Origin of the sequence: Kribbella sp. NPDC006257 (genome assembly GCF_040613535.1) — a bacterium.
Classification (GTDB): domain Bacteria; phylum Actinomycetota; class Actinomycetes; order Propionibacteriales; family Kribbellaceae; genus Kribbella.
The window spans coordinates 11,650-32,843 of record NZ_JBEXSJ010000015.1 but is presented as its reverse complement, the minus strand read 5'-3'; the positions used below and the strand labels follow the sequence as shown (position 1 = coordinate 32,843).

General features: G+C 67.6%; 17 protein-coding genes. 14 read left to right on the top strand and 3 right to left on the bottom strand.

Annotated elements, in window-relative coordinates; genetic code table 11:
- The 3 genes from ABZ004_RS19480 to ABZ004_RS19470 all read left to right on the top strand — a co-directional run bounded on the left by ABZ004_RS19480 (position 1) and on the right by ABZ004_RS19470 (position 2,405).
- Positions 1-369, top strand: coding sequence for a YciI family protein (locus ABZ004_RS19480; protein WP_355681298.1), 369 nt, complete (start codon positions 1-3; stop codon positions 367-369).
- Positions 366-1,601 carry an RNA polymerase sigma factor gene (locus tag ABZ004_RS19475; RefSeq protein WP_355681296.1) on the top strand — a complete coding sequence of 412 codons (1,236 nt, stop codon included), beginning with the start codon at positions 366-368 and terminating at the stop codon, positions 1,599-1,601. Before ABZ004_RS19480 ends, ABZ004_RS19475 begins: the two co-directional genes overlap by 4 nt.
- 99 nt (positions 1,602-1,700) lie before the next feature.
- On the top strand, positions 1,701-2,405 hold the full coding sequence (locus tag ABZ004_RS19470) for a hypothetical protein (protein WP_355681294.1): 705 nt from the start codon (positions 1,701-1,703) through the stop codon (positions 2,403-2,405).
- 59 nt (positions 2,406-2,464) lie between these two features.
- On the opposite strand, the gene ABZ004_RS19465 is transcribed toward ABZ004_RS19470, so the two are convergent.
- From ABZ004_RS19465 to ABZ004_RS19455, 3 genes are all read right to left on the bottom strand, one after another.
- Positions 2,465-3,007, bottom strand: a complete 543-nt coding sequence (locus ABZ004_RS19465; RefSeq protein ID WP_355681292.1) for a DUF4240 domain-containing protein — start codon at positions 3,005-3,007, stop codon at positions 2,465-2,467.
- Between the two features lie 50 nt (positions 3,008-3,057).
- Entirely contained in the window at positions 3,058-4,005 is a 948-nt protein-coding gene (locus tag ABZ004_RS19460) for an aldo/keto reductase (RefSeq protein ID WP_355681290.1), read from the bottom strand.
- A gap of 133 nt (positions 4,006-4,138) precedes the next feature.
- Positions 4,139-5,128 carry a LacI family DNA-binding transcriptional regulator gene (locus tag ABZ004_RS19455; RefSeq protein ID WP_355681288.1) on the bottom strand — a complete coding sequence of 330 codons (990 nt, stop codon included), beginning with the start codon at positions 5,126-5,128 and terminating at the stop codon, positions 4,139-4,141.
- A gap of 333 nt (positions 5,129-5,461) precedes the next feature.
- Here ABZ004_RS19455 and ABZ004_RS19450 point away from each other — a divergent pair, with 333 nt between their 5' ends.
- The 11 genes from ABZ004_RS19450 to ABZ004_RS19400 all read left to right on the top strand — a co-directional run bounded on the left by ABZ004_RS19450 (position 5,462) and on the right by ABZ004_RS19400 (position 21,188).
- On the top strand, positions 5,462-6,967 hold the full coding sequence (locus tag ABZ004_RS19450) for a sugar ABC transporter ATP-binding protein (protein WP_355681286.1): 1,506 nt from the start codon (positions 5,462-5,464) through the stop codon (positions 6,965-6,967).
- Complete coding sequence (locus ABZ004_RS19445) at positions 6,964-7,992, top strand: ABC transporter permease (protein ID WP_355681284.1); 1,029 nt, start codon at positions 6,964-6,966, stop codon at positions 7,990-7,992. The genes ABZ004_RS19450 and ABZ004_RS19445 overlap by 4 nt, the downstream gene beginning before the upstream one ends.
- Positions 7,982-8,968, top strand: coding sequence for an ABC transporter permease (locus ABZ004_RS19440; RefSeq protein WP_355681282.1), 987 nt, complete (start codon positions 7,982-7,984; stop codon positions 8,966-8,968). The genes ABZ004_RS19445 and ABZ004_RS19440 overlap by 11 nt, the downstream gene beginning before the upstream one ends.
- On the top strand, positions 8,965-10,053 hold the full coding sequence (gene rhaS, locus ABZ004_RS19435) for a rhamnose ABC transporter substrate-binding protein (protein ID WP_355681280.1): 1,089 nt from the start codon (positions 8,965-8,967) through the stop codon (positions 10,051-10,053). The genes ABZ004_RS19440 and rhaS overlap by 4 nt, the downstream gene beginning before the upstream one ends.
- A gap of 7 nt (positions 10,054-10,060) precedes the next feature.
- The gene (locus tag ABZ004_RS19430) at positions 10,061-10,396 is read left to right on the top strand and encodes an L-rhamnose mutarotase (RefSeq protein WP_355681278.1); all 336 of its coding nucleotides are present in this window, start codon (positions 10,061-10,063) and stop codon (positions 10,394-10,396) included.
- A 1-nt stretch (position 10,397) separates the two neighbouring features.
- Positions 10,398-11,555, top strand: coding sequence for an L-rhamnose isomerase (gene rhaI, locus ABZ004_RS19425; protein ID WP_355681276.1), 1,158 nt, complete (start codon positions 10,398-10,400; stop codon positions 11,553-11,555).
- On the top strand, positions 11,552-13,582 hold the full coding sequence (locus ABZ004_RS19420) for a bifunctional aldolase/short-chain dehydrogenase (protein ID WP_355681274.1): 2,031 nt from the start codon (positions 11,552-11,554) through the stop codon (positions 13,580-13,582). The genes rhaI and ABZ004_RS19420 overlap by 4 nt, the downstream gene beginning before the upstream one ends.
- A 12-nt stretch (positions 13,583-13,594) precedes the next feature.
- Positions 13,595-15,058 carry an L-fucose/L-arabinose isomerase family protein gene (locus ABZ004_RS19415; protein WP_355681273.1) on the top strand — a complete coding sequence of 488 codons (1,464 nt, stop codon included), beginning with the start codon at positions 13,595-13,597 and terminating at the stop codon, positions 15,056-15,058.
- A 29-nt stretch (positions 15,059-15,087) separates the two neighbouring features.
- A complete protein-coding gene (locus tag ABZ004_RS19410; RefSeq protein ID WP_355681271.1) occupies positions 15,088-16,866 on the top strand; it encodes an FGGY-family carbohydrate kinase in 1,779 nt (592 codons plus the stop codon).
- A complete protein-coding gene (locus tag ABZ004_RS19405) occupies positions 16,863-17,102 on the top strand; it encodes a LuxR C-terminal-related transcriptional regulator (RefSeq protein ID WP_355681269.1) in 240 nt (79 codons plus the stop codon). The genes ABZ004_RS19410 and ABZ004_RS19405 overlap by 4 nt, the downstream gene beginning before the upstream one ends.
- 153 nt (positions 17,103-17,255) lie before the next feature.
- Positions 17,256-21,188, top strand: coding sequence for a family 78 glycoside hydrolase catalytic domain (locus ABZ004_RS19400; RefSeq protein WP_355681267.1), 3,933 nt, complete (start codon positions 17,256-17,258; stop codon positions 21,186-21,188).
- Positions 21,189-21,194: the final 6 nt, after the last annotated feature.

The following is a 21,194-nucleotide window of genomic DNA, read 5'->3' as shown; positions in this document are numbered from 1 at the left end:
GTGACCGTGAAGTACATGCTGCTGATCTACAGCAACGCGGAGAGCTGGGCCGCCCTGTCCGCCGAACAGCGCGAAGGCCTCGGCCGGGCACACGCCGAGCTGACCCGGGAACTCACCGAGCAGGGCCTGCTGGTCAGCTCGGCCGGGCTCGCCGACCCGATCACCACCCGGACCGTGGTGGTCCGCGACGACGCCCTGACCACCACGGACGGCCCGTACGCCGAGGCGAAGGAGCACCTCGCCGGGTTCTACCTGGTGGAGTGCGACACCATCGACGAGGCGATCGATTATGCCGCGCGGATGCCGGACGCGAAGTATCTGGCGGTCGAGGTACGGCCGGTGATGGATATGTCGGGGCTGGAGATGTGAGCGACTTCGAACTGCTGCTGCGGGAGCAGACCCCGCAGGTCCTGAGTGCGCTGGTCCGGCACTACGGGCACTTCGACCTGGCCGAGGAGGCCGTCCAGGAAGCACTGCTCGCCGCCGCCCAGCAATGGCCGGTCGAAGGCGTTCCGGACAATCCGAAGGGCTGGCTGATCCGGGTCGGTTCACGGCGGCTGATGGATCTGCTCCGCAGTGATACGGCCCGGCGCCGGCGCGAGGAGAACGCGGCGAACCTCGCGGCGCCGGAGGAGTTCGTTGCCCCAGGCCCCGAAATTGACGACCTGGCCGATCGGGACGACACGCTCACTCTGCTCTTCCTGTGTTGCCATCCGGCGCTGTCCGCCGCTTCGCAGATCGCCCTGACGCTGCGGGCGGTCGGCGGTCTGACGACGGCCCAGATCGCGGCGGCGTTCTTGGTGCCTGAGGCAACGATGGCGCAGCGGATCAGCCGGGCCAAGCGGAGTATCAAACAAGCGGGCAGCTCCTTCGAGTTGCCGCCCGAGGCCGAGCGGGATGCCCGGATGGGCGCCGTACTGCACGTGCTCTACCTGATCTTCAACGAGGGCTACACGGCCTCGTCCGGCAGCGATCTGCACAGCGCGGAGCTGACGACCGAGGCGATCCGCCTGGTCCGCGGCGTACGCCGGCTGCTCCCCGATGACGGTGAAGTCGCCGGCCTGCTCGCGTTGATGCTGCTGACCGATGCGCGCCGCCCGGCCCGGACCGACGCGGCCGGCGGGCTGATCCCGCTCGCCGACCAGGACCGCTCGCTGTGGAACAAGGAGGCCATCGCCGAAGGCGAGGCGCTGGTCACCGACGCGTTGGCGCGGACCCAGCTCGGTCCGTACCAGGTCCAGGCGGCGATTGCTGCGGTCCACGACACCGCCGAGCGGTCCGAGGACACGGACTGGCCGCAAATCGTCGCGCTCTACCAGGTGCTCGAACAGATCTCGGACAACCCGATGGTCACCCTCAACCACGCGGTCGCGGTCGCAATGGCCAGCGGCCCGAAGGAGGGGCTCGCCCTCCTCGAGCCGCTGGAGGCCGACGGCCGGCTCGCAGATCACCACCGGCTGGAAGCGGTCCGCGCCCATCTGCTCGAGATGTCCGGCGACCTAGCCGGTGCGCGCGAGAGCTACCTCCTCGCCGCCCGCCGGACCACGAGCGTCCCCGAGCGCGACTACCTGCAGTCCAAGGCCGACCGACTCAATCCCTGACAGACAGTCCGTCTCCCTGCTGCAATCGCTGAACCGGCTCAGCCCTTGACAGGCCAGGCCGAGGTCGCGGTGAGGCGGCAGGTGTGTCAGGTTTGAGGGGTGGATCTCACCAAGGCCGCCGTCCTTCGCGAGTTGCTGACCGGCACCGAACTGGCCGGCCGGACGACCTCGTTCGCGCACTCGCTGCGCAGGTTCACCACCCGCGTCGGTGGGCTGATGCTCTTCGGTCCACCCGAGGACGAGCCCTGGCATCTCACCGCCCACCTCGACGACGAACTCCACCGCGCCGGCGTCGAGGACGTCCGTCCGTCCCTGGTCCGCTGGGCACCGCCGCCCGATGCCCCACCGCATCTGGCGATCGGGCTCGACCGGCTCCGCGACGCGGGTCGCGGCGAATCCCTGCTGGTGGTGGCCGAGCAGACCCCGGCGGACGCGCTGCTCGAACGGATCGACGCCGTACGCCGTCGTGGTACGACGATCTTCAGCATCTCCGACGGCAACAAGGACCTGGCCGACCTCAGCCACGAGTCGCTCGTCCCCGAACTCCTGGTGCCCGCGACCTTCGGCACCGGCTGGGTCAGCCACCCGGTCGGCCAGGACCAGCAGGTCGACCACGACGAACCGGATCACGGGCGCCACGCCGTACCGGAAGAAACCCTGACTGCACTCCGTGACGCGGTCGCCGGCTTCGAGATGACCCAGCACCTGGTCAGCCTCGCCGTCGCCGACGACGACGTCACCCAGTCCGCTTGGCGCCGCCGCCTCCGCACCCTGATAGAACGCCTCGGCGGCGAACCAGCCTGACCGCTCACCGGTCGATCGGCCCGGCGACCTGAGGCGTCCGCGGCCCGGCGTACGGACTGCTAGTCGGTCAGGAAGAGGGCGGCGAGGCGCGGGAAGCGGTCGCGGAGTTCGTCGTTGTCGTCGAAGTCGAACTGCTCACCGGCCGGTACGTCGTCGACCTCGGCGCCGGCCGCTTCCCAGTAGCCGGCCTCACTTCCGGTCGCCGACTCGTACGCGCCGACCGCGACCCCGAGCATGCCCTCGCCGTCGAAGCCCTCGAAGTCCTCACCGAGATCCTCGTCGACCACATCGGCCAGCGAGTCCGGATCGGCGAGCGCCGCCTCCCAGACCTCCTGGCCTTGAGCGACCAGCCAGCCGCGGAAGAAGTCGAACCCGTCGTCCGAGGCGCCGCCGTTGATCAGGTACGCCGCGCCCCACAGATCCCACCGGTACGCCGCAGCCTGCAGGCGCTCGAATTCCGCACCGAACTCGACGATCTCGTCGGCCGGCAACTTCCCGAGCGCGTCACCCAACGCGTCCGCGACTCCGTCGGGGTCCGCGACCGTGTCGTCGACCTCCGCCCGCGCCGCCTCCACCAACTCCCAGAACCTTTGACCATCCACCCCCAAATCGTGGCACGAGACCCCGGCCATCAGGAACCGCTTCGGCCGAATTACCAGGCTTGGTCGAGGGAGGTGCGGGTTTCTGGGGGGAGCGTCAGGTGGGCGCCGGCCAGGGCGGTGGTGAGGTAGGCGGGGGTGCTCATGCCGACGATGGGGATGATCGAGGGGGTGCCGCCGATCAGCCAGGCGAGGACGACCTCGCTGCGGGTGACGCCGAGGTCGGCAGCGGCCTTGCTGAGGGCTTCCAGGCGGCGGGTGGTGCCGGGGTGGTCGAAGGCCTGGTGGAACGGGCGGTCGGCGCGTTCGTAGCCGCCGGACATCAGCGGGCTGTAGGCGAACAGGTCCTGCTCCGGGTTGCGGTCGGCGTAGTCGAGGACCTCATCGGTGATCCAGCCGAACCGGTGGTCGTGCGCCTGGTCGCGGACGAACGGTCGCGGCTGCAGGTAGGAGTACCGCAACTGCAGGGCAGACGGTCCCATCACGCCCTGCTCGAGCGCGAGTCCACGGGCCCGCTCGACTCGCCAGAGCGCGAAGTTCGAGAGTCCGATCCGGCCGATCGTGCCGGCGGCCGCGTGCTTGCCGAAGGCGGCGACGGTCTCTTCCTGAGGCGTCTCCAGGTCGTCGCGATGTGCCCAGTAGAGGTCGATGTGGTCAGTCTGCAAACGACGCAACGACGTCTCCACAGCAGCGTCGATCGCCTCGGCAGACAGACCTTCTGCGTGCTCCGGGAAGCTTCCCGGCCACAGTGGTTCACAGCCGACCTTGGTGGCGAGCTTGACCCGATCCCGTACGCCGGGCCGCTGAGCGAACCAGCGGCCGAGAAGTTCCTCGCTCTGGCCGCCGTGGCCGCTCGGGTCCTGCCAGAAGGCGTAGCAGTTCGCAGTGTCGATCCAGGTGCCACCCGCGTCGACGAACGCGTCGAGCAGGTCGAAGGAGGTCTTCTCGTCGATCCGGGTTCCGAATTCCATCGCGCCGAGGGCGATCCGCAAATCAGTCATGCCACCACCCTCGGACCTGGAGCGCGCTCCAGGTCAACCCCTAATTCCCGCCGGTCGAGGTCGGACGACCACTTGTTCCGGCGGGTCGAGGTCCGACGACCACTTGTTCCCGCGGGTCGAGGTCCGACGACCGCTAGTTCCCGCGGGTGGAGGTTCGGACGACTAGTTCGGGGGTGAAGGTGACGCGTTGGTGCTCGTGGTCGGGGTTGCCGGACTCGTCGAGCAGGAGCTCCGCCGCCGTACGGCCGAGTAGTTGGCGTGGTTGCCGCACCGACGTCAACGGTACGGCGGCGGCCGCGGCGAACTCGATGTCGTCGTACCCGACGATTGCCAGATCGTCCGGCACCCGCAGTCCGAGACTCACGCATTGCTGCAGCAATCCCAACGCCAGCAGGTCGTTCGCACAGAAGGCGGCGGTCGGGCGCCGCGCGGCCGGGAGTCCGGCAAGTCGTTGCCCAGCGCCCCTGCCTTCGGCGACCGTCAACGCGCCGGTGACCAGGTCGACGAGCTCCTCACCGGAACGGCCGGCCTTTTCGAGTGCGCGGCGAGCGCCCGCGCGACGGTCGGTGACCTGGCCGATGTTGTTCGGTCCACCCACGAAGGCGATCCGTTCGTGGCCGAGCTCCAGCAGATGGCTCAGCGCGATCTCGCCGCCGAACACGTCGTCGACCGCGACCGAGCAGTGCTCGCCGTTGTCGATCGACCGGTCCACCACGACCACCGGCGTACCGCGGGCCGGCAGGTTGCTGAGCCGCGCCGAGTCAGGATCGACCGGCGTGATCAGTACCCCCTGGACCCGTTGCTGCTCCAGCAGATCGAGGTAGTCGGCCTCACGCCCCGCGTCCTCGTTGCTGTTGCAGAGGAAGACGGAGAGCCCGGCAGCCCGTGCAGCCTCCTCGACGCCGCGGGCGACGTCGGTGAAGAACGGGTTGCCCGCGTCGAGCATCAGGTAGGCGAGGATGCGGCTCGAACCCGCCCGGAGCTGCCGGGCCGACTCGTTCCGGACGAAGCCGAGCGACTCCATCGCCGCCTCGACCTTGGCCCGCGTCGCCGGACTGACCATCTCTGGCCGGTTGAGCACATTCGACACGGTCCCGAGCGAAACCCCCGCAGCAGCCGCCACATCCTTCACCCCAGCCGCAGCCCGGATCCCGACAGCCGACCTCGCCCCAGACGCGGTTGTTCCCCCGGCTGACCGCGTCCCGGAGGCGGGCGTTGCGCCGGCGGCGGCACGCGTTGGCCGGCCGTGGTCCGCCGTGCCGCTGGATGCCATTCGAGCCTCCCGGTTTGAAACGTGACAGCTGACGAAGCTTACCCCGCTTCCCCCGCTCCGAGCCGTCCTTCCACCGATTCCCCGAGCGCAGACTCTTGACGCCCACCAGCGGTCGCCCTTACCTTCATGCCATCCATTTGAAACCTTTCAGAAACAAGCGCCAGACGATGAGCGGAGGCCACCGTGCGTGAGGCGACCCCCCTGCTGCGGCTGCGTGCGGTATCCAAGTCCTTCGGCGCCGTCGCCGCCGTCCAGAACGTCTCCCTCGACCTGTACGGCGGGGAGGCGCACGCTCTGGTCGGCGAGAACGGCGCCGGCAAGTCGACCCTGGTGAAGATGCTGGCCGGCGTGCATCGTCCGGACGCCGGCACCATCGAGCTGGACGGCAACCCGATCGAGCTGACCGGCCCGGCCGACGCGAAGGCGGCCGGAATCGCGGTGATCTACCAGGAGCCCACCCTGTTCCCCGATCTGTCCGTCGCGGAGAACATCGCGATGGGCCGCCCGCCACTGGGTCGTTTCAAAACAGTCGACCGTACGGCGATGCTTCGCCGGGCCGCCGAACTCTTCCAGCGGCTCGGTGTCGCGATCGACCCGGCCCGCCCCGCGCGCGGTCTGTCGATCGCCGACCAGCAGCTGGTCGAGATCGCGAAGGCGTTGTCGGCCGAGGCCCGCGTCGTCGTGATGGACGAGCCGACCGCCGCCCTGACCGGCGTGGAGGTCGAGCGCCTCTTCGCCGTCGCGCGATCCCTGCGTGACGACGGCGCCGCGCTGGTCTTCATCTCGCACCGCTTCGAGGAGATCACCGCGTTGTGTGAGCGAGTGACGATCATGCGCGACGGCAAGCACGTCCCGACCGACCTGCTGACCGAGGTGACCGTGGACGAGATGGTCCGCCGGATGGTCGGCCGCGAGCTCGGCGCGCTCTTCCCCAAGCAACAGGTCGACCCGGGCGCGGTGGTGCTCAGCGTCGAGGGTCTGAGCCGCGATCCGGTGTTCGCCGACATCTCGTTCGACGTACGGGCCGGTGAGATCGTCGCGCTCGCCGGGCTGGTCGGCTCCGGCCGGTCCGAGGTGGTCCAGTCGATCTTCGGGGTCGACCCGCGCGACGCCGGCACGGTCAAGGTGCTCGGCAAGAAGCTGAAGCCTGGCTCACCACGGCAGGCGATGGCCGCGGGCGTCGCGCTCGTCCCCGAGGATCGTCGCCAGCAAGGTCTGGTGATGGAACTCTCGATCGAGCGCAACGTGACCCTGCCGCGGTCGAGAGCCCTGTCCCAGTTGGGTTTTCTCACCGGCAGCAGTGAACGCCGTTCGGCGGCGGAGTGGACCAAGAAGCTGAAGACCAAATACGGCCGGTTGAGTGACGAGGTCGGCACGCTGTCCGGCGGCAACCAGCAGAAGGTCGTGCTGGCCAAATGGTTGTCGATGGCACCGAAACTGCTGATCGTCGACGAACCCACCCGAGGCATCGACGTCGGCACCAAGGCCGAAGTGCACCGGTTGATGTCCAGCCTCGCCGCGGAAGGTGTCGCCGTACTGATGGTCTCGTCCGAGCTCCCCGAGGTCCTCGGAATGGCCGATCGCGTCCTGGTGATGCGCGAAGGCCGCCTGGTCGCCGAGCTGGACCGCGACCGCGCGAACGAGGAGTCCGTGATGTTCGCCGCGATGGGTCAGGAGGCCACCCTGTGACCGCCGTCGAACTGCCCGGCGGCGTGACCGCCCGGCGGTCCTCCCTCGATCTCGTACTCCGGGCGCGCGAGCTCGGCATCGTCCTGGCCCTCGCGGCGCTCGTCCTCGTGACGACGCTCTCGAACCACCGGTTCCTGTCCGGCCAGAGCATCCGGGACATCCTGCTCGGCACCGCGATCCTGGCCGTGCTGGCGGTCGGCCAGGCCGTGGTGGTGATCACCCGCAACATCGACCTGTCGGTCGGATCGGTCCTCGGCCTCAGTGCCTTCACCGTCGGCACCCTGCTCCGCGATCACCCAGGCCTGCCGGTCGTCGGCGCCCTCCTGATCGGGGCAGCCGTCGGAGGCTTCTGCGGAGCGGTCAACGGAATCCTGGTCCGCTACGGCAACGTCCCCGCCTTGGTCGTCACCCTGGGCACGTTGTACGTCGTACGCGGCATCACCTACTTCTGGGCCGGCGGTCAGCAGATCAACGCGGACGAGCTGCCCAGCGGATTCCTCGACTTCGGCAACGCGACCCTGCTCGGAATCCCTTACCTGGTGTGGATCGCGATCCTGGTGCTGGCGGTGACAGGCGTCGTACTGCGGAGCTACCGCGTCGGGCGCGAGCTCTACGCCATGGGCTCCAGTCCGCAGGCGGCGAAGCTGGCCGGGATCGCGGTCGGTCGGCGGACCATCGGTGCCTTTGCTGTCAGCGGAGCCCTTGCGGGGTTGGCGGGAGTGCTGTTCGCGGCGAGGTTCGGCACGATCGACGCGGCGGCCGGCACGGGGTACGAGCTGAATGTCGTGGCCGCGGTGGTGGTCGGTGGGGTGGCGGTCTTCGGTGGGAGCGGGTCGGTCTGGGGCGCTGCGTTGGGAGCGTTGCTGTTGACAACGATCGGCAGTTCCCTCGCGGTGCTGGAGATCAACCAGTTCTGGCAGCAGGCGATCGTCGGCGGCCTGATCCTGCTGGCGATCGGCGCGGACCGGCTGGTCGCCGTACGGGTCGCAGCACGCCTGAAGAAGCGAGGCTCCCATGTCCATTAGTCGCTTCGCGAACTGGAACGTCGCGATCATCGCGGTCACCGTCGTCGTCCTGATCGTTGCCTCGGGCACCGTGGACAACTTCGGCACCGCGCAGAACTTCGGCTTCCTGATCCTCGACCTGTTGCCGATCGCCTTGGTCGCGTTGCCGATGACGCTGGTGATCGTCACCGGCGAGATCGACCTCTCGGTGGCCAGCACACTCGGCCTGTCCAGCGCGGTGATGGGCTACCTGTGGAACGCGAACCAGCCGATCGAGACGATCATCCCGCTCTGTCTGCTCCTCGGTGCGGTGCTCGGCGCGATCAACGGCTTCTTCGTCACGGTGCTCGGGCTGCCCTCGCTGGCGGTCACGATCGGCACCTTGGCGCTCTACCGCGGCCTGGCGTTCGTCGTACTGGGTGATGGTGCGGTCGCCGACTTCCCCGCGCAGTACACGGACTGGGTGACCGGCAACATCGGCGGTACCTCGATCCCGAACGTGCTGATCATCATCGTCGTACTGGCCGCTGTCTTCGGAGTGATCCTGCACGCCACCCCGGTCGGCCGCGCCGTGTTCGCCGTCGGCGCGAGCGAGCAGGCCGCCCGGTTCGCCGGAGTCCGGCCCGGTCGGCTCAAGTTCTTCCTGTACGTCGTCAGCGGCCTCGTCGCCGGTCTCGCCGGAGTGCTCTGGACCCTGCGCTACTCCAGCGCCCGCGCCGACAACGGAGCCGGTCTCGAACTCGCCGTCGTCGCGGCAGTCCTGCTCGGCGGCGTCTCCATCTTCGGCGGCAAGGGCGCACTGCCCGGCGTCATCGCGGGCGTTCTCCTGCTGGCGTCGTTGCAGAACGCACTCCGTCTGTCCGATGTCTCGAACGAGGCGCTCAACGTCGTCACCGGCGTACTGCTCATCGTCTCGGTTCTCGCACCAAATCTTGCAACAGCCGTTCGCAGCTCCCTGCAGCGACAGCGCCACCGCTCTGAAAGGACCCAACCATGACGTTTCGCATCTCCCGCCGGATGGCGGTACCGCTGTCGGCGGTAGCCGTCGTCTCGCTTGCGCTGACCGCCTGCGGTGGCGGTACGACGAAGTCCAGCAGCTCGAGCGACACGGCCGGCGGCGGCGCCACCACGGCGGCCAAGGCCGACCCGAACGCGCCGCTGAAGGAAGGCCTCAAGATCGCCTACCTGCCCAAGCAGCTGAACAACCCCTACACCGACGTCGAGGTCGGCGGCGGCAAGGTCGCGGTCGGTGAGCTCAAGGGCACCTACAAGCTGGTCGGCCCGAACGATGCGAGTGCGTCGTCGCAGGTCAGCTACATCAACACGCTGATCCAGCAGCAGCAGGACGTGATCGTGGTCGCGGCGAACGACCCGAACGCGGTCTGCCCGTCGCTGAACCAGGCCCGCAAGGCCGGCATCAAGGTCGTCTCGTTCGACTCCGACGCCTCGAAGGACTGCCGGGACGCCTTCATCAACCAGGCGACCACGCAGGGCATCGGCGAGAGCCTGGTGAAGATGGCGAGCGAGCTGGCCGGCGGTTCCGGTGAGATCGCCGTCCTGTCCGCGACGCCGAACGCGACCAACCAGAACTCCTGGATCGCGGTGATGAAGACCGAGCTGGCCAAGCCGGAGAACTCCAAGCTCAAGCTGGTCAAGGTTGCCTACGGCAATGACGACGACCAGAAGTCGTTCACCGAGGCACAAGGCCTGCTGCAGTCGTACCCGAATCTCAAGGTGATCGTCTCGCCCACCACGGTCGGGATCGCCGCCGCCTCGCGGTACGTGAGCGCCTCGTCGTACAAGGGGAAGGTCGCCATCACCGGGCTCGGGCTGCCGAACCAGATGCGGCAGTACGTCAAGGACGGCACGGTGAAGAAGTTCGCACTCTGGAACCCGGCCGACATCGGCTACCTGGCGGCGTACGCCGGTGCGGCGCTGAAGTCGGGCCAGATCACCGGTGCCGAGGGCGAGAAGTTCAAGGCCGGCAAGCTCGGCGAGTACACCGTCGGCGCGGCCGGCGAGATCGTGCTCGGCCCGCCGACCGAGTTCACCGCTGCGAACATCGACAAGTTCAACTTCTGAGGCCTTCGTGAATCGCTACTGCTTCTGCCTCCAGGTCCGGCCCGACCGGCTGGACGAGTACGTCGAACGCCATCGCACCGTGTGGCCGGAGATGCAGGCCGCGCTGCGGGAGTCCGGGTGGCACAACTACTCGCTCTTCCTCCGTGATGACGGCCTGCTCGTCGGGTACGTCGAGGCCGACGACCTGGAGGCGGCGCAGAAGGCGATGGCCGCGACCGAGGTGAATGCCCGGTGGCAAGCCGAGATGACCGAATTCTTTACTGGTATTGACGGTCGGCCGCCGGACGAGTCGTTCCTGCTGCTGCCGGAGATCTTCCATCTGACCCCGAGTTCCGAGGACTGATATGACCAGCGTGACTGATGCCCTTAGCCGTCAGGAGATCGAGCTGCCCTCCTGGGCGTTCGGGAACTCGGGCACCCGGTTCAAGGTGTTCAGCCAGCCCGGCGTACCGCGCTCGCCCGAGGAGAAGATCGCCGACGCGGCCGTCGTGCACAAGTACACCGGCGTCGCGCCGAGCGTCGCGCTGCACATTCCGTGGGACCAGGTCGACGACTATGCCCGCCTGTCTGCCTTCGCCAAGGAGCAGGGCGTGCGGCTGGGCGCGATCAACAGTAACGTCTTCCAGGACGACGACTACAAACTCGGCAGCGTCACCAACCCGGACCCCCGCGTACGCCGGAAGGCGACCGATCATCTGCTCGCCTGCGTGGACATCATGGACGCCACCGGCTCGCGTGATCTCAAGCTGTGGTTCTCCGACGGGACCAACTATCCTGGCCAGGACGACATCTGGGATCGCCAGGACCGGCTCTCCGCGGCGCTCCATGAGGTGTATGACCGGTTGGGTGACCACCAGCGGATGCTGTTGGAGTACAAGCTCTTCGAGCCGGCCTTCTATACGACGGACGTGCCCGACTGGGGTACGTCGTACGCGCACTGCCTGGAGTTGGGGCCGAAGGCAACGGTTTGCATCGACACCGGGCATCACGCGCCGGGGACGAACATCGAGTTCATCGTCGCGTTCCTGCTGCGGGCGGGAAAGCTCGGGGCCTTCGACTTCAACAGCCGGTTCTACGCCGACGACGACCTGATGGTGGGGGCGGCCGATCCGTTCCAGCTGTTCCGGATCATGAACGAGATCGTGCGCGGGGACGCGTTGGATCCGGATCGTGGGATCGCCTTCATGCTCGATCAGTGCCACAACATCGAGGCGAAGATCCCGGCGATCATCCGGTCGGTGATGAATGTCCAGGAGGCGACCGCGAAGGCTCTGCTGGTCGACCGCGATGCTCTGCGGAAGGCTCAGGCCGAGGGCGACGTGCTGGCGGCGAACGCCGCGCTGATGGATGCCTACAACACCGACGTACGGCCGTTGCTGGCTGATCTCCGGACTGCTCAGGGACTGGATCCGGACCCGGTCGCCGCCTATCACCGCAGTGGGTACTTCGAGCAGATCAGCAAGGACCGGGCCGACGGCCAGCAGGCTGGATGGGGAGCATGAGCACAGCGGACGAACTGGTTGCGCGCAGCAACAGGCTTGGCGCCGACCCGCGGAACACGAACTACGCGGGCGGAAACACGTCTGCCAAGGGCACTGCTGTCGACCCAGTCACCCAGCAGCCGGTCGACCTGGTCTGGGTGAAGGGCTCTGGTGGCGACCTTGGCACATTGACAACCGCAGGCCTCGCTGTACTCCGGCAGGATCGGCTCAACGCCTTGGTCGATGTCTATCCGGGCGTCGACCGTGAGGACGAGATGGTCGCGGCCTTCGACTACTGCCTGCACGGCAAGGGCGGTGCCGCACCGTCGATCGACACCGCGATGCATGGTCTGGTCGACGCGCCGCATGTCGATCATCTGCATCCTGACTCGGGTATCGCGCTCGCCACCGCAGCTGATGGCGAAGCGTTGACCGCCGAGTGCTTCGGCGATCGCGTGGTCTGGGTGCCTTGGCGCCGGCCTGGATTCCAGCTCGGGCTGGATATCGCCCGGGTGAAGAAGGACAACCCTGCCGCGATCGGCGTGATCCTCGGCGGCCACGGCATCACGGCTTGGGGCAACACGTCGGCGGAGTGCGAGGCGAACTCGCTGGAGATCATCCGGACGGCCGAGCTCTTCCTGGCGCAGAACGGGAAACCTGAGCCGTTCGGGCCCGTCGTACCGGGGTTCGAGGCCCTTCCCGAGGGCGAGCGTCGCGCGCGGGCCGCCGCGTTGGCGCCGGTCATCCGTGGCCTCGCGTCGACGGACAACCCGCAGGTCGGTCACTTCAACGATTCCCCGGCGGTGCTCGAGTTCACGGCCCGCGAGCGACTCGCGGAGTTGGCCGCGCTGGGTACCTCGTGCCCGGATCACTTCCTGCGGACGAAGGTCCGGCCGCTGGTTCTCGACCTGCCGCCGTCCGCCTCGATCGAAGAGGCCACGACCCGGCTGCGGCAACTCCACTTGCAGTACCGCGAGGACTACGCGGCGTACTACGACCGGCATGCGCAACCGGACAGCCCGCCGATGCGCGGGGCGGATCCGGCGATCGTGCTGGTGCCCGGCGTCGGCATGTTCAGCTTCGGCAAGGATAAACAGACCGCTCGGGTCGCCGGGGAGTTCTACGTCAACGCGATCAACGTGATGCGCGGGGCCGAGGCGGTCTCGACGTACGCGCCGATCGACGAGAGCGAGAAGTTCCGGATCGAGTACTGGGCGCTGGAAGAGGCGAAGCTCCGGCGGATGCCGCCGGCGAAGCCGCTCGCCACCCGGATCGCTTTTGTCACCGGTGGCGGGTCGGGGATCGGGAAGGCGATCGCTCTGCGCCTTGCTGCCGAGGGCGCGTGTGTCGTCGTGGCGGACCTCGACGCGGCCGCGGCCGACGCGGTCGCCCAGGAGATCGGCGGCCCGGATCGCGCGATCGCGGTCGGCGCCGACGTGTCCGACGGGGCGGCGGTCGAGGAGGCGATGCGGACCGCGGTGCTGGCGTTCGGCGGGGTCGATCTGGTCGTCAACAACGCGGGTCTGTCGATCTCGAAACCGTTGCTCGAGACAACGGAGAAGGACTGGGACCTGCAGCACGACGTGATGGCCAAGGGCTCGTTCCTGGTCTCGCGGGCGGCCGCGAAGATCCTGATCGACCAGGGCATCGGCGGCGACATCGTCTACATCTCCAGCAAGAACGCCGTCTTCGCCGGTCCGAACAACGTCGCGTACGGCGCGGCGAAGGCCGACCAGGCGCACCAGGTGCGACTGCTCGCCGCCGAACTCGGTGAGTACGGCGTACGGGTGAACGGGGTGAACCCTGATGGGGTGGTTCGAGGGTCCGGGATTTTTGCCAAGGGCTGGGGTGCGCAGCGTGCCGCGGTGTACGGCGTACCGGAGTCCGAGCTCGGGGCCTTCTATGCGCAGCGGACGCTGCTCAAGCGGGAGGTGCTGCCTGAGCATGTGGCGGCGGCGGTCTTCTCGCTGGCCGCTGGAGACCTGTCGTTGACCACCGGTCTGCACATCCCCGTCGACGCCGGTGTAGCCGCCGCCTTCCTGCGCTGAGAGGAGCCTGTTGTGTGGAGCACTGATCCCAGTCGCTCAGTTGACGGTGGCGGGTTGCTGCCGTGGGTCGAGCCGCGTAAGACCCGGATCGGTCTGGTGGCCGGCGGGCTTGGCGCGTACTGGCCTCAGTTCCCTGACCTGCTTCCGCAGTTGCAGGCGTCGGCGCGACGGGTGTCGGAGCGGTTTCAGGAGCTGGACTGCGAGGTTATCGACGTCGGCTTTATCTCTGATGCTCAGGAAGGCGCTGCGGCTGCGGAGAAGCTCCGGGTTGCGGACTGCGACCTGATCGTCGGCTTCCTGACGACGTACATGACGGCGTCGATGCTCGTCCCGGTCGCGCAACGCAGCGGTGCGCCCGTGCTGCTGCTCAACCTGCAGCCGACCGAGTCGATGGATCACACGACGTTCGACACCGGTGCGTGGCTTGCGTACTGCGGTGCCTGCCCGCTGCCCGAGATGGCGAACGCCTTCGAGCGCTGCGGGATCGACTTCCGGTCGGTCTCCGGGTACGTCGAGGACGAGCGCGCCTGGGACCGGATCGGGCGCTGGGTGCGAGCGGCCGGCGTACGGGCTGCTCTTCGGCATGGACGCCACGGTCTGCTCGGGCATCTGTATCCCGGGATGATGGACGTGATCACCGATCCGACGCTGGTCTCCGCGCAGCTCGGCGGGCATGTCGAGATCCTCGAGATCGACGACCTGCGGGTTCGGGTGGAGAAGGTCACCGATGCGGAGACCGACGAGCGGATGAAGGTCGCCCGGGAGATCTTCACGCTGGACGACTCGGTGGTCGAGGACGACTTCCGGTGGGGTGCTCGGGTCTCGGTCGCGCTCGATCGGCTGGTCGAGGACTTCCAGCTCGACACGCTTGCCTACTACCACCGTGGCCTGGACGGCGAGACGCACGAACGGGTCGCGGCGGGGATGATCCTCGGTGCTTCTTTGCTGACTGCTCGGGGTGTGCCGGCCGCGGGGGAGTACGAGCTGCGGACGTCACTCGCGATGCTGGTGATGGACAAGCTCGGCGGTGGCGGCTCGTTCACCGAACTGCAGGCGCTGAACTTCCACGACAACGTGGTCGAGATGGGTCACGACGGACCGGCGCACCTCGCGATCAGCTCGGCCAAGCCGTTGCTGCGCGGGCTGGGCGTCTACCACGGAAAACGTGGGTGGGGAGTTTCCGTGGAGTTCGACGTCAAGCATGGGCCGGTGACGACGCTCGGTCTCGGACAACTCCGGGACGGGACCTTCCGGCTGATCGCCTCCGAGGGAACCGTCGTACCGGGGCCGCTGCTGCAGATCGGCAACACCACCTCGCGCGTCGATTTCGGCTGCGACCCGGGTGAGTGGACCGACGCCTGGTCTGCTTCAGGAGTAGCCCACCACTGGGCGCTCGGCACCAGCCACCAGGTGAAGAACCTCGAAGCCGTCGCCGATCTCCTCCACCTCGACCTCAGGGTCGTCGCGCCGCGTTGAGCGGACCGGACGATGGAGAGGAGACGCGGATGAATCTCAGGCTGGCAGCAGTAGACCTCGGCGCCTCGAGCGGGCGCGTAATGGTCGGCGAGGTAGGTCCTGCGGTCCTGGAGCTGACCGAGGTCCACCGCTTCTGGAACGGACCGGTGGAGGTTGCCGGCACCCTCTACTGGGACATCCTGCACCTCTACCGCGAGATGCTCACCGGCCTCGCCAAAGCCGGACCTGTCGACGGCATAGGCATCGACTCCTGGGCAGTCGACTACGGACTCCTAGATGCCAACGGCAAGCTCCTCGGCAACCCCGTCCACTACCGCGACTCCCGCACCACCGGAAAAACAGAAAACGTTCGCCGGAAGATTTCCGAGGCCGACCTCTACACCATCACCGGCCTCCAGCACCTCCCCTTCAACACCCTCTACCAGCTAGCCGCCGAACCCCTCCTTCCCCAGGCGACCACCCTCCTCCTGATCCCCGACCTCCTCACCTACTGGCTAACCGGCTCCATCGGCGCCGAAGCCACCAACGCCTCCACCACCCAGCTCTACGACCTCCACCACCAAACCTGGAGCACCGCCCTAACCACCCGCCTGGACATCCCCGCGACCCTCCTTCCCCCCATCCACCAACCAGGCCACCTGATCGGCCCCCTCCTCCCCACCGTCGCCGCCGAACTAGCCCCACCCACCCCCACCCCACAGAACACACCCGCCCCCGCCACCCCCGAGGTGGCATCTGCTCCCGCGACCCCGGATGGGACGTCCGCTTCCGTGATGCCGGCCGGGGCACCTGCCCCCGCGACCTCGGATGGGGCACCTACGTCCGCGACCCCCGCGGGGACACCTGCGCCCGCGACCCCGTCGGGGACACCTGCGCACGCGACCTCGGATGGGGCACTTACGTCCGCGACCCCCGCGGGGACACCTGCGCCCGCGACCCCCGCGGGGACACCTGCGCCCGCGACGCCGGCGGGGACACCTGAGCCCGCGACCTTCGCTTCCTCCATCTCTGCGGTGATCCCGGCTCCCGCCGCCCTCGCCGGGACGCCGGTGATTGCGGTGGGGTCGCATGACACGGCGTCTTCGGTTGTTGCGGTGCCTGCGGTTGATGATCGGTTTGCGTACATCTCCTCGGGGACCTGGTCGTTGGTCGGCCTGGAGCTTGCCGAACCGGTTCTCACCGAGGAGGCGCGGCTGGCGAACTTCACCAATGAAGGTGGGGTTGATGGGACGATCCGGTTTCTCAAGAACGTGATGGGGTTGTGGATCCTGCAGGAGTGTTTGCGGGAGTGGGACACAGACCTGGAGCGGGTGCTTGCCGAAGCAGCCGCGGCACCGGCGTTCGCAGTACTGATTGATCCGGACGATCCGACATTCCTTGCTCCAGGCAACATGGTGCGGAGGATCAGCGAGTACTGCGGTCCAGATGCGCCCACCTCGCGTGGAGCGATGGCGCGTTGTGTGCTGGAGAGTCTCGCGCTGGCCTATCGCCGGACGTTGCGGCTCGCCCAGCAGATCGCCGAGCGTGAAGTCGAAGTCGTCCACGTGATCGGCGGGGGATCGCAGAACGAACTTCTCTGCCAGCTGACCGCGGACGCCTGCGGGCTTCCCGTGCTGGCGGGTCCGGTCGAGGCATCCGCGCTGGGAAACGTGCTGGTGCAGGCACGCGCGCTCGGTGCGCCACTGCCGGATCTGACCGCGATGCGCGCGCTGGTTCGCGCCACCCATGAGTTGCGGCGGTATGAGCCGCAAGGCAAACCGGCCGACTGGGACGCCGCCGAGTCCCGGGTGTTCGGAGGATCACCATGACCGTTCTGCAGCACGAAACGTTCCCGCGCAGTCGCACCGTGCACCGCGAGATCTCCCACGACGACCTGCAGCTGCTCCGCTTGCTGGCCACAGGCCTCCCCGTCGACGCGGTCGCCCGCCGCCTCGACCTGTCCGAACGCACCGTCCGCCGCCGCACCCGCGCCGCCTGCGACCGCCTCGGCTTCGGCACCGCCGTAGAGGCAATTGTCTGGGCCGCCCGCCGAGGCCTCCTCTAGTCCCCCACCTCACCCAACTCCGCTTTCACACCCACCCCGCGCCCACCACCCCACCCCCAGCCCACCTCGCCGCGGCCTCAGCCGTGCCTGCTCTCATCCCACTGCTCTGAAGCACCCCTGCAGAACCGCCCATCTCTGTGAGGAGTTCCGCCCATGTCTCTTCGCTCTCGTTTGACCTGTTTGCTGGCAGCCGTTGTCCTGGTGACACCGTTGCTGCCGGCCACTGCCGCACCGCCGGGAATGGCGTGTGCCGAGGTCTCGAACCTGAAGACCAACAGCCTCACCAACCCACTCGGCATCCCAGCCGCAGCGCCGAGACTCAGCTGGCAGCTCGACGGCGCCCGTCGTGGCACCACCCAGACCCGCTACGAGATCCACGTCGCCTCGACTGCGGCCAAGACCGCAAAGCCCGACATCTGGAACAGCGGCGTCGTCGCATCCGATCGCTCGGTGGACGTCACCTACGGCGGCCCCGCACTCACGCCGTACAAAGCCTACTACTGGACTGTTCGCGTCTGGGACGACACCGGTACTGCGTCCAGCTGGGCTCCGGTTGCGACCTTCGAGACCGGTGCGCTGCAACCGTCGGACTGGCGTGGCGACTGGATCGGCGCCGACAACCAGCCAGGTGCAGAGTGGACCGACTACACGATCGACACCGACCTGACGCTGACCAAGGACGCGCTCGGCATCTTCTTCCGCTCTCGCGGCGCAGCGGCGTACATGTGGCAGCTCAACCAGCTGACCGATGATCACCCGCTCCTGCGACCGCACGTCCGAGATGCCAACGGCAACTACTCCGTCCTCGCCGAGATCCCGCTGAACGTCAATCTCAAGCAGCAACACCACCTGCGGATCACCATCGCCGGCCAAACCATCACCACCTCGATCGACGGTACCCAGGTCGACCAGCGCCAGCGGTCCGACCAGAACCAGCCCGGTCTGGTCGGCTTCCGGACCAACGGTGCCGAGGAAGGCGTGGTCCACAACCTCAAGGTCACCAGCGCATCCGGCCAGGTCCTCGTCGATACCGCCTTCGCGCCCGGCGACCAGACCTTCCCCGACGGAACGCTGACGACCAACGGCCTGCAGGTCAAAGGAAACACCGACCTGATGCTGCCCGGAAAGGCGATTCCGGTTTTCCGCAAGGTCATCTCGTTGCCAAAGGCAAAGAAGATCACCATGGCCCGGATGTACGGCGCCGCCCAGGGAATCTACGAGCTCAGCCTCAACGGCAAGAAGGTCGGCGACCAGGAACTCGCCCCGGGCTGGACGGACTACAACCACCGGATCCAGACCCAGGCGTACGACGTCACCAGCCTCCTCAAGTCCGGTGCGAACACAATCGGCGCCGAGGTCGCGAACGGCTGGTTCGCCGGCAACGTGGCGATGTTCGGCCCCAACAAGTACGGCAACCAGACCGCCTTCACCGCGCAACTCCGGGTCAAGTACGACGACGGCACGGAAAACGTTTTCGCTACCGACTCCAGCTGGCAGACCGCACCAGGCGCAGTACAGACCGCTGATCTCCTCAACGGCGAGTCCTACGACGCAGGCCGTACGCCGACCGCCTGGTCGCCCGTGCAGATCCGGCCGAGCGCGACCGACAAGCTCGAGCCGCAGACCGACCAACCAGTGCGAGTGACCCAGCAACTACAAGCCAAGGCGATCGCATCCCCGACGCCCGGCGTCTACCTCTACGACCTCGGCCAGAACATGGTCGGCGTCTCCAAACTCACCCTGACCGGCACCCCCGGCCAGACAGTGAAGATCCGGTACGGCGAGGTGCTGAACCCCGACGGCACCCTCTACACCGACAACCTCCGCTCGGCGAAGGCCACCGACCGCTACACCTTCGCGACCACCGGCCCGGAAACCTACCGGCCGCGGTTCACTTTCCACGGTTTCCGCTACATCGAGCTGAGCGGCCTCGCCACAGCTCCACCAGCCTCGGCGGTCACCGGCGTGGTGATGGGCACCGACGGCGCCCAGACCACCACCTTCACCACCAACTCCGCACTGGTGAACAAGCTGCACAGCAACATCGTCTGGGGCCAGCGCGGAAACTTCCTCTCGATCCCGACCGACACCCCGGCCCGCGACGAGCGGATGGGCTGGACCGGTGACATCAACGTGTTCGCCCGGACGGCCGTCTACAACCTGGACTCGCAGGCCTTCCTCACCAAATGGCTCCAGGACCTCCGCGACTCGCAGAACGCAGCCGGCGCCTACGCAAGCGTTGCTCCGACCGTGCCGAACTCCTTCGACGGCGGACTCGGAAACGCAGGCTGGGCCGACGCCGGGGTGAACGTGCCTTGGACGCTCTGGCAGGCCTACGGCGACACCGCAGTGATCCGCCAGCACTACGACTCGATGCGCCGGTACGTCGACTATCTCGCGGCCAGCTCGACCAACTTCATCCGCGGCGGCGGTGACTACAACGACTGGCTCAACCTCGACGATCCGACACCGACAGAGCTGATCGGTACGGCGTTCGTTGCCAAGGGCGCCCGTCAGCTCAGCCAGATGGCGGCCGCGATCGGGAACACGGCCGACGCCACGAAGTACCAGAAGCTGTACGACGATGTCCGGAACGCCTTCATCGCAAGGTTCGTCGCGGCCGACGGCAAGGTCGGTTCGGACAGCCAGACCGGCTACATCCTCGCCTTCACCAGCGACCTCATCCCGGCGGACCGAACAGCCGCGGCCGGTCAGCACTTCGCGAACACGATCCTGCGCCGCGACACCCACCTGTCGACCGGTTTCCTCGGCGTCGACGGACTGCTCCCGGTGCTCACCAAGATAGGTCGCTCCGACCTCGCCTACCAGCTCCTACAGAACACGTCGTACCCCTCCTGGGGCTACGAGATCGGCAAGGGCGCGACCACCGTCTGGGAGCGCTGGAACTCGATCAACCCCGACGGAACCTTCAACGACGTCGGCATGAACTCCTTCAACCACTACGCGTACGGCGCGGTCGGCGAATGGATGTATCGCACGCTCGCCGGCGTCTCCGCAGCCGAACCGGGCTACCACAAATCGCTGATCGCCCCGGTCCCCGGCAACGGAATCACCACCGCCGACTTCGGCCTCCGAACGAGGTACGGACGCGTGGCGAGCAAGTGGCAGCAAACCGCCGAAGGCGGGCTGACCCTCGAAGTGACGGTGCCCGGCAACACCACGGCAACGGTCAGGATCCCAGCACTCAACCCCAGCCTGATCACGGAAAGCGGCAAGGCACTGAGCCAGGCCGACCACGTCTCCGGGGTCGTCGACGAAGGATCCACGGTCGCGATGACCGTTGCCTCGGGCACCTACAAGTTCACCGTGAAGCCGCCGCCGATCGTCCTCACCTCGGCCGCAGCCGCACCAGCAGAGGGCGAACCCGGCACCACCACAACGGTCTCTGCGGTAGTCCGCAATCAATCGAGTACAGCGATCACCGGCCGCCTCGAGATCGGTACGCCGACCGGCTGGGCGACCCCGGCTCCGACCGAAATCACCTTGGCGGCAGGCGCCGAGCGGACCCTGAGCGTCCCGGTCAACACACCCTTGGCCGGGAACGCTGCACCGGTCGATCTCACCGCCCGCTTCGTCGATGCACAGGGTGAGCTCGCCTCGGCGCGCGTGCCGTTCACGGTGACGCAGTCGCTGACCCCGGCCAACGCCATCGATTACGTGGATCTTGGCGACGAAGGATCGGAGTCAGCTCATACGTTGACTGCTGCGGCATCATCGGGAACCAGCGTCGAAGCCGAGCGGACCAGACGGTACGCCGGGATGAACATCCCCGGCTCCTGGTTCGAGTTCAACCTCAACATCACAGCCGGACAGCCGTTCGCGCTAAGACTCGTAGAGACCTACGACCATGCCCAGGTGAAGGACTACCAGGTCATCGTCAACGGCACCCCCGTCCACCATCGCGTCATGAATAAACCCGGCGCCGGCCTCTCGACGTACCAACTCGTCGTCGACAACCCAGCCCTACTGACCGGCTCCACCGTCCGTGTCCGCATCCAACACAACGACACAGCGTCCGGCTACGACCCGTCGCTGGCGGACGTGTGGTCCCTCCCGATCACCTAAGGAGCT

Coding starts and splice junctions, on each gene's coding strand:
- ABZ004_RS19460 (WP_355681290.1), bottom strand. CDS start 4,005: ATGACTGATTTGCGGATCGCCCTCGGCGCGATGGAATTCGGAACCCGG.
- ABZ004_RS19440 (WP_355681282.1), top strand. CDS start 7,982: ATGTCCATTAGTCGCTTCGCGAACTGGAACGTCGCGATCATCGCGGTC.
- rhaS (WP_355681280.1), top strand. CDS start 8,965: ATGACGTTTCGCATCTCCCGCCGGATGGCGGTACCGCTGTCGGCGGTA.
- rhaI (WP_355681276.1), top strand. CDS start 10,398: ATGACCAGCGTGACTGATGCCCTTAGCCGTCAGGAGATCGAGCTGCCC.
- ABZ004_RS19420 (WP_355681274.1), top strand. CDS start 11,552: ATGAGCACAGCGGACGAACTGGTTGCGCGCAGCAACAGGCTTGGCGCC.
- ABZ004_RS19410 (WP_355681271.1), top strand. CDS start 15,088: ATGAATCTCAGGCTGGCAGCAGTAGACCTCGGCGCCTCGAGCGGGCGC.
- ABZ004_RS19405 (WP_355681269.1), top strand. CDS start 16,863: ATGACCGTTCTGCAGCACGAAACGTTCCCGCGCAGTCGCACCGTGCAC.
- ABZ004_RS19400 (WP_355681267.1), top strand. CDS start 17,256: ATGTCTCTTCGCTCTCGTTTGACCTGTTTGCTGGCAGCCGTTGTCCTG.